This is a genomic window from Brevibacterium renqingii, from assembly GCF_017808105.1.
Taxonomy (GTDB): domain Bacteria; phylum Actinomycetota; class Actinomycetes; order Actinomycetales; family Brevibacteriaceae; genus Brevibacterium; species Brevibacterium renqingii.
Genome location: NZ_JADBHF010000001.1, coordinates 24,706 through 40,323, shown reverse-complemented (window position 1 = coordinate 40,323; position 15,618 = coordinate 24,706). Strand labels below are relative to the sequence as shown.

At 66.4% G+C, this 15,618-nt stretch carries 13 protein-coding genes; 9 read left to right on the top strand and 4 right to left on the bottom strand.

What is annotated here, in order from left to right; translation table 11 throughout:
• Window positions 1-7: 7 nt before the first annotated feature.
• The gene (locus IHE57_RS00170; RefSeq protein WP_209369994.1) at window positions 8-649 is read right to left on the bottom strand and encodes a GntR family transcriptional regulator; all 642 of its coding nucleotides are present in this window, start codon (window positions 647-649) and stop codon (window positions 8-10) included.
• A gap of 182 nt (window positions 650-831) precedes the next feature.
• Here IHE57_RS00170 and IHE57_RS00165 point away from each other — a divergent pair, with 182 nt between their 5' ends.
• The 9 genes from IHE57_RS00165 to IHE57_RS00125 all read left to right on the top strand — a co-directional run bounded on the left by IHE57_RS00165 (window position 832) and on the right by IHE57_RS00125 (window position 14,080).
• Window positions 832-1,848 carry a 1-aminocyclopropane-1-carboxylate deaminase gene (locus IHE57_RS00165; RefSeq protein WP_209369991.1) on the top strand — a complete coding sequence of 339 codons (1,017 nt, stop codon included), beginning with the start codon at window positions 832-834 and terminating at the stop codon, window positions 1,846-1,848.
• 12 nt (window positions 1,849-1,860) lie between these two features.
• On the top strand, window positions 1,861-4,281 hold the full coding sequence (locus IHE57_RS00160) for a thiamine pyrophosphate-binding protein (RefSeq protein WP_209369989.1): 2,421 nt from the start codon (window positions 1,861-1,863) through the stop codon (window positions 4,279-4,281).
• Between the two features lie 151 nt (window positions 4,282-4,432).
• Window positions 4,433-5,911 (top strand): alanine/glycine:cation symporter family protein, encoded by a 1,479-nt coding sequence (locus IHE57_RS00155; protein WP_209369987.1) that lies wholly within the window; start codon window positions 4,433-4,435, stop codon window positions 5,909-5,911.
• A gap of 240 nt (window positions 5,912-6,151) precedes the next feature.
• Complete coding sequence (locus IHE57_RS00150) at window positions 6,152-7,546, top strand: NAD-dependent succinate-semialdehyde dehydrogenase (protein WP_209369985.1); 1,395 nt, start codon at window positions 6,152-6,154, stop codon at window positions 7,544-7,546.
• Between the two features lie 443 nt (window positions 7,547-7,989).
• On the top strand, window positions 7,990-8,898 hold the full coding sequence (locus IHE57_RS00145) for an alkaline phosphatase family protein (RefSeq protein WP_209369983.1): 909 nt from the start codon (window positions 7,990-7,992) through the stop codon (window positions 8,896-8,898).
• 82 nt (window positions 8,899-8,980) lie between these two features.
• Entirely contained in the window at window positions 8,981-10,363 is a 1,383-nt protein-coding gene (locus tag IHE57_RS00140) for an MFS transporter (protein WP_209369981.1), read from the top strand.
• A gap of 17 nt (window positions 10,364-10,380) precedes the next feature.
• Window positions 10,381-11,886 carry an aldehyde dehydrogenase family protein gene (locus IHE57_RS00135; RefSeq protein ID WP_209369979.1) on the top strand — a complete coding sequence of 502 codons (1,506 nt, stop codon included), beginning with the start codon at window positions 10,381-10,383 and terminating at the stop codon, window positions 11,884-11,886.
• A 45-nt stretch (window positions 11,887-11,931) separates the two neighbouring features.
• On the top strand, window positions 11,932-12,834 hold the full coding sequence (locus IHE57_RS00130; RefSeq protein ID WP_209369977.1) for a LysR family transcriptional regulator: 903 nt from the start codon (window positions 11,932-11,934) through the stop codon (window positions 12,832-12,834).
• 61 nt (window positions 12,835-12,895) lie between these two features.
• Complete coding sequence (locus IHE57_RS00125; protein ID WP_209369975.1) at window positions 12,896-14,080, top strand: TIGR03364 family FAD-dependent oxidoreductase; 1,185 nt, start codon at window positions 12,896-12,898, stop codon at window positions 14,078-14,080.
• A gap of 54 nt (window positions 14,081-14,134) precedes the next feature.
• Here IHE57_RS00125 and IHE57_RS00120 read toward each other — a convergent pair whose 3' ends face one another.
• From IHE57_RS00120 to IHE57_RS00110, 3 genes are read right to left on the bottom strand one after another with little or no spacing between them, the layout of a single operon-like run.
• The gene (locus tag IHE57_RS00120; protein WP_209369973.1) at window positions 14,135-14,593 is read right to left on the bottom strand and encodes a winged helix DNA-binding protein; all 459 of its coding nucleotides are present in this window, start codon (window positions 14,591-14,593) and stop codon (window positions 14,135-14,137) included.
• Entirely contained in the window at window positions 14,590-14,931 is a 342-nt protein-coding gene (locus IHE57_RS00115) for a DUF6204 family protein (RefSeq protein WP_209324511.1), read from the bottom strand. The genes IHE57_RS00120 and IHE57_RS00115 overlap by 4 nt, the downstream gene beginning before the upstream one ends.
• Entirely contained in the window at window positions 14,928-15,536 is a 609-nt protein-coding gene (locus IHE57_RS00110; RefSeq protein ID WP_209369972.1) for a TetR/AcrR family transcriptional regulator, read from the bottom strand. The genes IHE57_RS00115 and IHE57_RS00110 overlap by 4 nt, the downstream gene beginning before the upstream one ends.
• Between the last annotated feature and the right edge of the window lie 82 nt (window positions 15,537-15,618).

Sequence of the window (15,618 nt, the reverse complement as noted above, 5' to 3'; positions counted from 1 at the left end):
GCGCTGCTCAGCCGGCGAGGGCGGCCCAGTTCTCCCTCGTCAGCGCCACGGCCCGAGCCCGATCCGCGGAGCGGACGGCGGCGATGATGTCGACGTGCTGGTCGGGGGAGGCGGAGCCCCGGACCGAATCGAAGTGCAGATATTCGGTGCGCCGCAGCGTGGCGGTGACGACCTCGAGGTGATCGGGGATGAGCGGATTGCCGCTGCGGGCCAGGGCGGTCTCGTGGAAATCGTCATCGGCGGCGATGGCCGCCTCGGCGTCGCCGGACTCCAGGGCGCGCCGCAGGCGGGCATTCGCGGCTCCCATCTCGGCGGCGGCCTCCTCGTCGAGCCGGTCGAAGGCGAGATCCATCGCCAGCGCATGGAGTTCGGCGGCGATCTGGCGCGCGCTGCGGATGAGCTCGGGGTTCTCGGGAGCGACCCGGGTCATCTTCCCCGGCTGGGCGACGACGAGTCCGGCCTGGGCCAGGCGCTGCAGCGCTTCGCGCACAGGAGTGCGCGAGACCTGCAGCCACGCCCCGAGCTCCTGGTCCCGCAGCTGCTCCCCGGGAGCCAGCTGACCGCGGACGATGGCATCGCGGATCGCCCGGTACACGTCATCGCGCAGCAGGGTGCGGTGCGGGACCGGGGCATCAGTCGGAATCGGCACACTCGGCCCCTCTCTTCTCGAACGGTCCCGAAGCCCGGGACGCGGCGTCGAACCCATTGTAGTCCTCACCGGTATGTAATATATTGCATATCGCAGGGAGTGATCCAGAGCATGATTTCGCTCCTGCCCCGGCACCCACATCGTTGAGAACCACCCACATCGTCAAGAGAACAGAGGACCCCATGGCCATCACGGACTTCGAGCGCTACCCACTCACCTTCGGACCCAGCCCCGTGCACGAACTCAAGCGACTGGGCGACCACCTCGGCGGGGCCCGGGTCTGGGCCAAGCGCGAGGACGTCAACTCCGGTCTCGCCTTCGGCGGAAACAAGACGCGCAAACTCGAGTACATCGTTCCGGACATCCTCGCCTCGGGGGCGGACACGCTCGTCTCGATCGGCGGCTACCAGTCCAACCACACCCGGCAGGTCGCGGCCGTGGCGGCCCACCTCGGGCTCAAGGCCCGCCTCGTGCAGGAGCGCTGGGTCGACTGGGAGGACCCGGGCAACGACAAGGTCGGCAACATCGAGCTCTCGCGCATCATGGGGGCCGACGTCCGCCTCGACTCGGCGGGATTCGACATCGGCATCCGCTCGAGCTGGGAGAACGCCCTGGCCGAGGTCGAGGAAGCCGGAGGCAAGCCGTACCCGATCCCGGCCGGAGCCTCGGAGCACAGATTCGGCGGCCTCGGCTTCGCGAACTGGGCCTATGAGGTCGCCGACCAGGAGAAGGAGCTCGGCGTCTTCTTCGACACCATCGTCGTGTGCACGGTGACGGGTTCGACCCATGCGGGCATGATCGCCGGCTTCGCCGCACTCGAGGCGGCCGGGGGCCCCAAGCGCAAGGTCATCGGCATCGACGCCTCCGCGACGATCGACAAGACCCGCGACCAGGTCAAGCGGATCGCGAACACCACCGCCGAACTCATCGGACTCGGCCGCGAGATCACCGACGCCGACGTCGACATCCGCTCGGGCTGGGAGGGCCCGGCCTACGGCATCCCGGATGAGTCGACGGTGAACGCCATCCGCACCACCGCACAGATCGAGGGCGTCATCCTCGACCCCGTCTACGAGGGCAAATCGATGGCCGGTCTGCTCGACCTCGTCGGCGACGGCACGATCGACAAGGACTCCACGGTCCTCTACGCCCACCTCGGCGGACAGCTCGCGCTCAACGCCTACTCCTCGATCTTCTGAGAGCAGGGACCGATGACGATCAACACCGAGCCCGCCGAGGATGAGGAGCTCCATCAGTTCGAGACGTCGACCCAGGTCAGCCCGCCCGGACGGAACGATCGTCCGCTGCGGGCATCGGCCTCGGGGACGGACGAGGTCCTCGACGAGATCGCGCAGCGGGTGCTGTGGCTGGCGACGTCGATCATCGATCGGGCCAACCGCGGCCGGACGAACCCCGACGGGGTCAAGGTCGGCGGGCACCAGTCCTCGTCGGCGTCGATGACCGGCATCATGACCGCGCTGTGGTTCACGGCTCTGCGCTCGCATGATCGCGTCTCGGTCAAGCCGCACGCCTCGCCGGTGCTCCACGCGATCAACTACCTCCTCGGCGACCTCGAGGTCGGCCACCTCGATACGCTGCGCTCGCGCGGCGGGCTCCAGCCCTACCCGTCGCGGACGAAGGACCCGGACACCGTGGACTTCTCCACCGGATCCGTGGGCATCGGCGCGACCGCGCCGATCTGGGCCGCGCTGTCCCACCGCTACGTCTCCGATCGCTTCCCCGAGACACCCGAGGCCGGACGCTTCTACTCCCTGCTCGGGGATGCGGAGATGGACGAGGGGGCCGTGTGGGAGGCGATCATCGATCCCGAGGTGCGCACGCTCGGAGAGATCGTGTGGATAGTCGACCTCAACCGGCAGTCGCTCGACCGGGTCATCCCCGATGTGCAGATCAAGCGCCTCCAGGGTATGTTCGACGCGGCCGGGTGGCAGGTGCTCACCTGCCCCTGGGGCCGCCGGCTCGAGGCCGTGTTCGCCGCCCCCGGGGGACAGGCGCTTGAGGACCGGCTCGTCTCGATGCCCAACCCCGAGTACCAGCGGCTGCTGCGCGCTCATCCGAGCGAGGTCCACGACCGCCTGCTCGCCGGCCTGTCCGAGACCGAGGCGGCCGCGCTGCGGACCGTCATCGACGACTTCGACGCCGATGGTCTCGCCACCCTCATCCGCGACCTCGGCGGCCACGACCTCGGCCAGCTCATCTCGACCTTCGAGGCGATCGACGACTCGCGGCCGAGCGTCGTCTTCGCCTATACGATCAAGGGCAAGGGACTGGCCACCGAAGGGCATCCGGGCAACCATGCCGCGCAGCTGACCGAAGCGCAGATGCGCGACCTGGCGGCCGCCTCGGGGATGGAACTCGAGAATCCCTGGGTCGCCTTCGACCCCGACACCGCCGCCGGGAGGCTGTGCGCCGAGACCGCGCAGCGCCTGCGGCGCGAGGACTTCGAGACCCACGCCGTCGCCGAGGTGCCCGCCGAGCTCGGCTTCACCCCGAAGTCAGTGATCTCCACCCAGGCGGCGCTGGGCCGGTTCCTCTCCGACCTCAAGCACGTCGCCCCCGAGGTGGCCCACCGGGTCGTCACCGTCTCCCCGGACGTCGCGACGTCGACCAACCTCGGCGGGTGGATCAACAAGACCGGGATCTGGTCTCCGGCCGGGCGCGAGGACTGGTTCTCCGACGATCGGGAGCGGGTGCTGCGCTGGCAGGAGGGCGCGGGCGGACAGCACATCGAACTCGGCATCGCCGAGGTCAACCTCGTCTCCCTGGCTGGGGAGCTCGGTGCGACGGGGTCGCGCTGGGGACAGCCGCTGCTGCCGATCGCGACGATCTACGATCCGTTCATCAACCGCGCGCTCGAGCCCTGGACCTTCGGCCTCTATGCGGGCGGGCGCTCGATCATGGTCGGCACGCCCTCCGGAGTGACGCTGGCTCCCGAGGGAGGGGCGCACCAGTCCTTCAACACGCCCTCGGTGACCCTCGAGATCCCGGGACTGACGAGCTGGGAGCCGGCCTTCGCGCAGGACCTCGAATGGACCCTGCTCGAAGCGCTGCGCGAACTCGCCGATCCGGACGGCGATTCCGCATACTTCCGGCTGACGACGCGACCGGTGAGGCAGGAGCTCGCGGCGGTGCCCGAGGATGCGCTGCTGCGATCCCGGCGCCGGGAGCAGGTCATCGCCGGCGGCTACCGGCTCAGCGGGCATCCGGCCGCCGAAGACGAGGTCACGCTCGTCGGCGCGGGGGCGATCATGACCGAGGTCATCGAGGCCGCGGCGCGGCTCGAGGCCTTCGGGGTGCGCGCGGGGATCGTGTGCCTGAGCTCGCCGTCGAAGATCTTCCGGGCCGTCCAGGAGCGGTCGAAGGTGAGTGCGAGCAGCCGCTCGGCGATCGCCGAGGAGCTGCTGCCGGCCGCGCATCCGGCCCCGCTGGTGACCGTGCTCGACGGGCACCCGCACACCCTGGCGTTCCTCGCCGGGATCCGTGGGGACCGCACCCGCAACCTCGGGGTCAGCGATTTCGGTCAGGCCTCCTCGGTGAGTGAGGCCTATGCGATCCACGGGATCGATTCGGCCTCGATCGTCGGCAATGCGCTCGACCTCGTGGGCCGCTGAGCATGCTCCCCCGGTGGTGCTGGGAGATTTCGGACGACAGACGCAGCATGTACCGGGTCCTCTCAGCACATTCATGGGGTACAGTCAGAAAACGTTCCGAACAATGATCTGAGTCACGTCGTGCGCCGGCGTTGGAAAGTGAAGTGACGACATGGATGCGGTCGCCGAGTTCTTCGATACGATCAGCGGATTCGTCTGGGGTCCGTTCCTGCTCATCCCCCTGCTGCTGGGCACGGGCCTCTATCTGACGATCCGCCTCGGCGGTCTGCAGTTCACCAAGCTGCTGCCGGCGCTGAACCTCGGCATCCTCAAGCGCAAGGACGCCGGTTCCGAGGGTGACATCTCGCAGTTCCAGGCTCTGACGACGGCGTTGGCGGCGACGGTCGGCACCGGCAACATCGTCGGTGTGGCCACCGCGATCGGCATCGGCGGGCCCGGTGCGCTGTTCTGGATGTGGATGACCGGTCTGCTCGGCATGGTCACGAAGTACGCCGAGGGATTCCTCGCCGTGCGCTTCCGCGGCACCGATGACGCCGGTGAGAAGTCCGGCGGCCCGCAGTACTACCTCGAGCGGGGGATCAAGGGGCCCTTCGGCAAGGTCCTGGGCCTGATGTTCGCGATCTTCGCGGTCCTCGCCTGCTTCGGCATCGGCAATATGACGCAGGGCAACTCGATCGCGGCGAATGTGGAGTCGAGCTGGTCGATCCCCGCCTGGGTCACCGGCGCGGTGCTCACGGTGCTCACCCTCATCGTGCTCGTCGGCGGCATCAAATCCATCGGTCGGGTCACGGCCGGCCTGGTGCCGATCATGATCGTCTTCTACGTCCTCGGCGCGATCTACATCCTCATCGCGAACATCGGCGCCCTGCCGGCGGCCTTCGCGCAGATCTTCACCGAAGCCTTCACCGGCACCTCGGCGGTGGGCGGGTTCGCGGGCTCGGCGATCATCGTCGTCGTCCAGATGGGCGTCGCCCGCGGCCTGTTCTCGAACGAATCGGGTCTCGGCTCGGCTCCGATCGCGGCGGCCGCCGCGAAGACCTCGCATCCGGTCCGCCAGGGGCTCGTGTCGATGACGCAGACCTTCATCGACACGATCATCGTCGTCAGCTTCACGGGCCTGACGATCATCGCCACCGGCACCTGGGACGAGATCGACCCGGAGACCGGAGAGCAGATCAGTGCGGCCCTGATGACCGGTGAGGCCTTCTCCCACGGCCTGCCGGGGCACTGGGGCCACTGGGTCGTGACCCTCGGCATCGTCCTCTTCGCCTTCTCCACCCTGCTCGGCTGGTCGTACTACGGCGACCGCAACGTCGAACGCCTCGTCGGCCGTCGCGGCGTGCTGCCGTTCCGGATCTTCTTCTCCCTCGTCGTGTTCGTCGGCTGCACCACCGAGCTCGAACCGATCTGGAACTTCTCGGACGTGATGAACGGCCTCATGGCCCTGCCGAACCTGCTCGGCATCCTCATCCTCTCCGGTCTCATCGCACGGGAGACGAAGCACTATCTCAAACACGATCCGCAGCTGCGCGCGGACAAGGACACGATCGAGTCGTTCATGGTCGATCAGCCCGGCTGGGCAGAATGGAAGGCAGGCGACGAGATCGGCTCCTCGCGCCGCTTCGACTGAGCGCTCCGGCAGAGTCACCTGTGCGGATTCAGTCGGATGTGCTTCGGAATCCGCACAGCTTCGGTGTGGCCGGCGATCGCCGCTTCGTACTGATGATTCCCCCAGGTTCCGGCACTTGTTGCACACGTCACGTGTTGATAGCGTGTGATGCAGGCATACGCAATCCGTCGATTGAGGCGGTGATCAGGTGTGCAATTGCTTAACCGGCGCCAACAGGTGCCCGAGTCGAAGGAGTCTGGAATGAGCAACGTAGGCAGTGCTGCAGGCGGTTACCGCGTCGAGAATCCGGCCACCGGTGAAATCGTCGAGAAGTTCGACAACGCCACCGACGCGCAGATCGAGGAGGTCCTCGAGGCCGCTCATCAGGGCTTCCTGACCTGGCGCGAGAAGACCATCGAAGAGCGCGCGGCCGTCGTCAACAAGGTCGCCTCCCTCTTCGGCGAGCACAAGGAAGAGCTCGCGAAGATCATCGCCGAGGAGATGGGCAAGCCCGTCGCCGAGGGCATCGAGGAAGCGGAATTCTGCGAGGAGATCTTCAACTACTACGCCGACAACGGTCCGGAGTTCGCCGCCGATGAGCCCATCAAGTCGATGTCGGGCGGCAAGGCCTTCATCCAGCGCCGTCCCGTCGGCGCGCTGCTGGGCATCATGCCGTGGAACTTCCCCTACTACCAGGTCGCACGCTTCGCCGCACCGAACCTCGTCCTCGGCAACACGATCATCCTCAAGCACGCCGAGATCTGCCCCCGCTCCTCGGCGAAGATCGCCGAACTCATGAAGGAAGCCGGAATTCCCGAGGGCGTGTACAACAACGTCTACGCCACGCATGAGCAGATCGAGACCATCATCGCCGATGACCGGATCGAGGGCGTCTCGCTCACCGGCTCCGAGCGTGCGGGCTCGGCCGTGGCCGCCACCGCCGGCAAGAACCTCAAGAAGGCCGTGCTCGAGCTCGGCGGCTCCGATCCCTACATCGTCCTCGACACGGAGAACATGGACGAGGCCGTCGACACCGCATGGGGCACCCGCCTGTACAACACCGGCCAGGTCTGCAATGCCAACAAGCGCATGATCGTCATGGACGACATCTACGACGACTTCGTGTCCGGACTGACCAAGCGCGCCCAGGAATGGGAGAAGGGCACCCCCGCCGAGGCGGGCGACGGCAAGTACTCGCCGCTGTCCTCTCGCGGGGCGGCCGAGAACCTGCGCAAGCAGCTCGACCGCGCGGTCGAGCAGGGTGCGACCCTCGTCGGCGGCGAGCTGGCCTCCGACGGCTCGGCCTACGTCTCGCCGGCGGTGCTGACCGGAGTCACCTCGGAGATGGACGCCTACCGCGAGGAGCTCTTCGGTCCCGTCGCCACCGTGTACAAGGTGACCAGCGACGACGAAGCGCTCAAGCTCGCCAATGACACGCGCTTCGGCCTCGGCGGCGCCGTGTTCGCCAAGGATCAGGACCGGGCCGCGAAGCTCGCGCAGCGCCTCGACGTCGGCATGTCCAACGTCAACACCCCTGCGGGTGAGGGTGCGGAGATCCCGTTCGGCGGCACCAAGCGCTCGGGCTTCGGCCGCGAGCTCGGCCCCTACGGCATGGACGAGTTCGTCAACAAGCGCATGTACTACGTGGCTGACTGATTCGGCCGCCTGGCTTTCGCTCGGCTTTCGCTTAGCTTTTGCCCGGCTTTCGCCGAGACAACTGTGGAGCGTCGAGGCAACGGTGTGCGCACCGTTGTTTCGGCGCTCCACAGTCGTTTGGACGCTCTTGACAGATGCCACTCCTTGGCAGACACAGACCCCGGGCGGTTGCCGCTCAATCGCCTTCTGACCTCGCATTATAGGAATACTCGATAGCCATATCAGCCTTTCGGGGCTTCTTCCCGGCGACGATCGAGCCAAGACTGAGAACTGCAGGAACTTCGAGTTCGATCTCGGGCTCGTACCTGCGTGCCCCGACAGTATTCGCCGCCGCCGTCGATGCCGGGCTCGATGTCGCCGTCGTCACCGCCAAGGACAAGCTGCGGGCCCTGCTGGCCAGTGGGGTCACCGAGCCCGCACTCGACCCTGCAGGATCCGGAGAGATGGTCAGCCCACGGCGGACGGGCATCTGCTTCTCCGCGCAGAAGGCCGACACCGCGACGAAGGAGGCCAATGGAATCGACGGCGTCCTCGATTACGTGGGCATGCCGCTGCCGGATGTCTATTCGGCCGAACTGAGCGAATTCGTCCTCGCCGCCGGTGTCCGGCTCCTTGCCGATCGCCGTCCGGACATCATGTACCTCACGCTGACCGACTACATCCAGCACAAGAACGCTCCTGGCACCGATGTCGCCGACGACTTCTATGCGATGCTCGACTCCTACGCCGCACAGCTGGACGAACTCGGTGCCGTCGTCGCCATCACCGCCGACCATGGCATGAGTCCCAAGCACAAGGACGACGGAACGCCACGGGTCGTCTACCTCGAGAGCGAAGTCGACTCCATTCTGGGAATCGGCGCGGGGGAGACCGGAAGCCGTGTCATCCTTCCCATCACGGATCCCTACACCGTCCATCACGGTGCGCTGGGCTCCTTCGCCAATGTCTATCTTCCCGAAGGAGCTGACCGGGAGAAGGTCATCGCGGGGCTGGCCGACAAGGAAGGGCTGACAGCGATCCTGCGTTCGGAGGATGCAGCCGAGCTCTACTCGATGCCACTGGACCGGATGGGGGACATCACGGTTCTGTCCGATAAGTTCTCGGCGATCGGCAGATACCCGGAATGGCACGATCTGAAGAACCTCGACGTGCCGCTGCGGTCCCACGGCGGCCTCGGGGAGCTCGACATTCCGTTCCTCATCAACCGCGCAGTCCCCACCCCCGAGGAGACGAAGAGCCGAGGTCCGAACGGTGAGGAGGCCGCACTGCACAACTACGACGCCTTCTGGATCGCGACCACACACGTGAGCGCACACGCGCCCGTGGCCAGCGCGGCCGCCACCGGAGCCTGATCGGACACACCCTCGAGCAATCTCCGCGCATCCCCATACGCACTCAGGAGACGACAGGCATCAGGAGATCGCAATGGCGCGAATGACCAATGATCCACAGAATCTGACCCAAGAGACCACCGACGTGCTCCCGCCGGAATCGCCGGCCCCGGCAGGAGCGACCACGAACCGGCAGGTGCTGCTGAAATGGCAGATCCGCATATTCGCCCTCAGCTGGCTCGCCTATGCGGCCTACTACTTCCCTCGCAATGCGATCTCCGCTGCCAAGGTGGGCATCCTCGACGACGGAGTGATCAGCCGGGCGGGCCTCGGCTACCTCGATTCCGCCTATTTGGCGGCCTATGCCGTCGGCCAGTTCATCTGGGGGGCCATGGCGGAGAGGTACGGCCAACGCGTGGTCGTCACCGGCGGCATGTTCTTCGCCGCCGTCGCCGCGCTGGTCATGGGCATCATCCCGGCGCTCTGGCTGTTCATGCCTCTGATGATCGTTCAGGGTCTCGCCCAATCGACAGGCTGGTCGTCGCTGTGCAAGAACATCGCCTCGTTCTTCACCGTCGGCAAACGCGGTCGCGCAATGGGCTTCTTCTCCACGAGCTACGCCTTCGGCGGCCTCATCGCGGTCCCCTTCATGGGATGGGTCGCCTATACGGTCTTCGAATCCTGGCGGTGGGCGTTCTTCTCCGGGGCCGCCGTGATGTTCGTCGCGCTCATTCTCTTCCTCATCTTCCAGAGGAACAGACCCGAAGAGGTGGGGCTTCCCGGAATCGACGAGGATCAGTGCCGCTTCGACGAGAAGTACCGTCATCGTCCCTCCGGCACAAGGGCACCGGTGCCGGTGGTCAAGGTTCCCGCGGAGAAATTCCGCTTCCGCGATCTGCTGGCGGCGGCACGGCATGATTCGATGGTGCTGCGTCTGGGCATCGTCTACTTCATGATCAAACCCGCTCGCTACGCCATCCTCCTCTGGGGGCCGGTCATGGTCGTCGATGCGATGCCCGGTGTCGACAAGATCACCGCGATCATGGTGCCTGTGACATTCGGCCTCGCCGGGGTCGTCGCCCCTATCGCCATCGGCTGGCTCTCGGACACGATCTTCAAAGCCAGGCGCGTCCCGCCGAGCGTGATCAGCCTCCTCAGCCTCGTAGTCGCTCTGGCCCTGTGGCAGCCGGCCACCTCCCTGGGATCGATCACGGTGATCGCAATCCTCCTCGGCGTGGTCGGGCTCACGGCCTATGCGGCCGACGCGATGATGTCCGGCATCGCCGCAGTCGCCTTCGGTACGAGCAAGTACGCTGCCGGAGCCACCGGTTTCATCAACGGCTGCGGCTCGATCGGCGCGATCCTCGGGGGTCTTCTGCCCGGTCTCATCCCCGGCGCGGCAGTCTTCTACATCTTCGCCGGCACCGCACTCATCGCCGCAATCATCCTCATCCCGTCCTGGAACAAGCGTCCCGCAACCACTTGATTGAGAAAGGCCTCACAATGACAACACTGACTGATGACAGTCGACTCACTGTTCCCACTGACCTCTCGCTCCCGCCGCACGTGGGCAGGAACTGCATCGCAGGCGAATGGGTCGAGGCGCGAAGCGGTCGGACCTTCTCCAATGCCAATCCCGCCCATCCGGACCAGATCATCGCCGAGGTGGCCGATTCCGGAGCCGATGACGCGGCAGCGGCCATCGCGGCGGCAGGTCGGGCCGCTCCCGGGTGGGAGGCGCTCGGCAGCATCGAACGCGGAAAGATCCTCTTCCGTGCCGCCGAGGTGATGGAGCGCAGAACGGAGGAGCTCGCGAGAGTCATCACTGCCGAACAGGGCAAGAAGCTCACCGAGGCCCGGTCCGAGGTCGGCCGGGCGATCGAGATCCTGCGCTTCATCGCCGGAGAGGGGCGCAGACTCTCCGGATCGACGCTGCCCGCTGACGAGCCACGTTCGATGGCACTGACCTGGCACCGCCCGCTCGGCGTCGTCGCATTGATCACCCCATGGAACTTCCCGCTGGCGATTCCCGTGTGGAAGGCGGCTCCGGCGCTGCTCTCGGGCTGCACCGCGGTGATCAAACCATCTCCATTGGCACCACTGAGCACGGCGATCATGGTCGACATCCTCAATGAGGCTGGGGTCGCGCCCGGGGCGATCAACCTCGTGCAGGGCGATCGGGAACCGGGCGAGGAGCTGAGCGCCAATCCCGAGGTCAGGGGCATCTCCTTCACGGGTTCGCTCCCTGTGGGCCGGAGCATCCAGCAGGCGGCGGCACCCCGATTGGCGAGGACTCAGCTCGAGCTCGGGGGAAAGAACGCCGTCATCGTCCTCGCGGATGCCGATCTCGATGCGGCAGCCGACGCGATCGTGCACGGTGCCTTCGGCCAAGCGGGGCAGCGGTGCAGCGCGACGAGCAGAGTCGTCGTCGAATCTGCCGTGAGAGAGGATCTCGTGAGCAGGATCGTCGATCGAGTGTCCGATATGGTGCTCGGTGATCCGTTCGACGCGCAGACCGATCTCGGTCCGGTCGTCGACTCGAGCCGCCTCGACGCGTGCATCAGGGGAGTCGAAGGGGCACTTGCCGTCGGGGCCAGGGTGCGCGTCGGCGGACATGCCGTTGCGGATTCGGCGAATCCCCACGGCGGTCACTATATGGAACCGACCGTGCTCAGCGAGGTGCCGGCGGATTCGGAGATCGCGACGGAAGAGGTCTTCGGGCCGGTTCTGTCTGTCATCGATGCCGAGGACTTCGATGATGCGATGGCGATTTCGAACTCGGTTCGCTACGGCATGTCGGGAACGATCTTCACCGAGAACCGCCCGCACATCTTCGATGCGCTCGAACGCTTCGAAGCGGGGATGCTGCACGTCAATCGCCCCGGGGTCGGCGCCTGGCCCCATCTGCCGCATATGGGTGCGAAGCTCTCGCAGTACGGTGCACCGGAGTGCTCGGCCGACACCTGGGAGTTCTACACTGAGCTGAGATCGGCATGCATATCGTTCTGAGGACGGCGGCTCCCTCCAAGACGGTCCTCGGGCACAATGGCGATCGTGGCTATCGATCTCAACGTCCTCAGTCTGCGGATCTACCTCTCCGTCGTGGAGACCGGTTCGCTGTCGAAGACGGCGCGCAGCCTCTTCATCTCACAGCCCTCGGTGTCCTCGCACATCCGGAACCTCGAACGCTCTCTCGACGTCCGACTCCTGGAGAGGGGCCCGCAGGGGGCGGATGTCACCGAGGCGGGTCGGCTCTTCGCCCATCGGGCTCGGGAGCTCATGCAGACGCTGTCGGGAATCAACGACGAGATGGCGGCGGTCAAGGGGTCGATGGACCGGCGGCTCTCGGTGGCCGGAACGACGACTCTCGGCTCGCATCTGCTTCCTCGGGTGATCGGAGACTTCCTGGGCCGCGAACGCGAAGCGCAGACCGAGCTGCTCGTGGGAAATTCGGAACAGGTTCTCGAGTGGATCATCGAGGGGCAGACGGGTTTGGGACTGACTTTCGGAGATGTCGACGTCGAAGAGATCGACGTGACGCCTCTGCTGTCGGAACGGCTGCGGATCGTCGTCAGTCCCGATCACCCTCTGGCGGGACGACAGATCGAACCACAGGAACTGGCGAAGAGCCGTTTCCTCGTCCGCGAGCATGGTTCGTCGACTCGGGAAGGCCAGGAGCGCGCGCTCGCGGCCTGGGGAATCGCCGACGCTCCCCGCTGCACGATCTGGACGGCGGAAGCCGCCAAGGAAGGGGTGTGGGCGGGCCTCGGAATCACACTGATCTCCGAGCACGTGGTCGGACGGGAGCTGCACAACGGCAGCCTCGCAGAGGTCCATGTCTTCCCCCGCCCAGAGCCCCGAGAGGTCTATCTGCTCAGCGCCAAGGGATTCGTCCACAGCAGGCTGGAACTCGAGTTCCGCCGACATCTGAAAGTACTCGACGGCTGGCCGTCCTGAACTGCCGGGCACGGAAGCCGCGGATCCGCATCAGTGAGGATGCGGAGCGAGAAAGGAAGCCATGACCACCATCGCCGATACCACCATCGTGAACTCCACCCGTGCCCAGGCCGCGGCCACTGACCTCCTCGTGGTCGGTGCGGGCGTCGTCGGTCTCGCCCACGCTTACGAGGCACTCCGTCGCGGCCTGAGCGTGCGCGTGATCGAACGTGATCACCGAGCCAACGGAGCGTCGATCCGCAATTTCGGCCATTGCTGCATCACCGGGCAGGGAAACGACATCATCGATATGTCCTACGCTTCGCGCAGCGGGTGGCTCGACTGCGCCGCGGACGTGGGGTTCTGGGCACCGGAGGCCGGGGCCGTCGTCGTCGCGCGCAGTCCCGAAGAGATGGCTGTCGTCGAACAGTTCCGTGATGAACGCGGCACGGAGGCTGTTGAGATGCTCACCGGAGAGGCCGTCGCCTCCCGCCTGGGCCGGGCCAGCGGACCGGAATTCCTCGGCGGGGCGTTCCTCCCTGCTGATCTGCGCGTCGATCCCCGGACAGCGGTGGGATCGATCGCAGAGTGGATCGCAGCCCAGCCCCGGGCCGATGTCCGCTTCGGGGTCACGGTCGGGGCCATCAGCGACGGTCGTGTGCACACGACGGCGGGAGACTTCGACGCGGAGAAGATCGTCGTCTGCGTCGGCCACGACCTCGACTATCTCTACCCCGAGGTGGCCGGTCGTTACGAGGTGACGCGCTGCTCGCTGCAGATGGCGATGGCGCCATCTCCGCGGACATTCACCACCGCTGCGGCAGTGCTGACCGGAACCTCCCTGACCCGGTACGACGGTTTCACGGCGATGCCGGGCCACGAACAGCTCACCGAAGCGCTGAGCCGGACGAGTCCCGAGCTGCTCGAGCTCGGAGCGAACATCATGTTCACTCTCCGTCCGGACGGCACGGTGCTCCTCGGCGACAGCCACAGCTACGACATCACAATGCCGCCGTTCCAGGAGGAATGGATCACTGACAGGATCATCGAGGAGATCTCAGGGATCCTCGGTGCCCGCCTGCACCTGCAGCAGAGGTGGCAGGGAGTGTATGCCTCGAGTCCGCAGACCTCGCTGCTCATGGAAGACATCGACGAACACACGCGGGCAGTATCCGTGACTTCCGGCATCGGCATGACGATGAGCTTCGGGATCGCCTCTCGGACCTTCGAATCATGGGGCGTCGACAGGGTCTCAGCGACGGTCTGAGCTCGGGCGACGAGGTCGGTCTGTGAGGGAGGAGTCAGGACTCGTCCATGCGCTTCACCTCGGCCGGGAGTGAGGGGAGCGGCCCGATCCCAGGGTCGCGAGCACCTCTGTCGGACTGAGTCCGGAGTCGCTGAACCAGCGATGCGCCGCCTTCTCGGCAAGACCTTCGGCCTGGTCGATGAGGGCCCGGCCGCTGTCGGTGAGGACGAACTCGCCGGACTCCGCGCGCGAGAGCCAGCCGAGCTTGACCAGCGGGAGGCTGGAGCGCACCGCGTGCGACCGGGGCTCGCCCATCGCCTCGGCGAGGTTCTCCCGGTTCAAACCCTGCGGCTGGACACCGATGAGGCGCAGTCGGCGGAGGTCGTCCAGGCTGAGCCCCACGCGCGAGAGTGCAGTGCCGATCGCGGTGTCAAGAGAACTCTTCGCCCGGGCCAGAGCCAGTGCGGCCTCGAGGTTCGGTGCGGCGCAGGAGTCGGCGTCAGGGCCGGGGCCGACGGTCGTGTCGCGGTTCATGAGCGTGTCCTCGGACGCACCTTGACCTCTTCGACGCAGACTGCCGAGACGTTCATGGTCCTGCCGCCGAGACCGCGTGAGGCGAGGTCGGCAGCGGAGAGCTCCTCGGCTCGGATGCTCGCCAGAGTCTCGGCATCGTCGCGGTCCGCCTCGTCGCTGGTGATGAGGAATCGATGCTGATAGTTCACGAGTTCGGGCGTGTAGAGGAACGTCCCCTCGGGGGAGAAGCGCGCGGAGAGCATGTCGTGCTCGTCCTGTGCCGCGCGGAGGCTGCGGCGCTGTTCCGCGTCGAGTCCGGTGAAGCGGCCGCGGACGGTGATGCGGAAATTCCAAGTCATTGTGGGGCCTCCTCGGCTCGGGTGGCATGGTCGAACAGGGCGATGATCTCGCTCGCCTCGATGATGGGGTGGGTCGGCACCGCCGCGTCGAGGACGGAGCGCAGCGACAGAGCCATCGTGGCGGGATCGAAGCTGCGCATTTCGCCTCGGCGCTGGCCGTCCTCGAAGAGCGCCACGAGATCGGCGATGGAATCGGCGGAACGCTGGCCGTAGGACTGCGCCGCTGCAGCGGGCCGGCTGAGGTAGCCCACCGCTGCGATGATGGCTGCGGCCCGAGCGGGTTCGCGGCGACAGTAGTCGATGTGTGTGGAGATGTAGGCCGCTAGCCGGTCGTTCGCGGACCCGGCCGAGCTCAGCGCCCCGTCGAGCTCCGGTCCGAGATCCTCGACGACGAACTGCACGACCGCCGCGGCGAGTTCGTCCTTGTCGGAGAAGTTCCCATGTACTGCGCCGCGGCTGAATCCGGCGTTCTCCGCAACCGCGATGAGGGTGGTGCCGCGCACCCCGTGTTCGGCGAAGAGCTTCGCCGCCGATTCGATGAGGCGCTGACGCGTGAGCTCCTGGCTCTCCTGGCGCGTCAAGCGGGGGATGGGTGTTTCGCTCATGAATCCAGGATACATTGAAGTATCCGAATACTCCAAAGTATTTCAATCCGAGGGCGGCAGTGAGACGGCGTGGACGACGTTG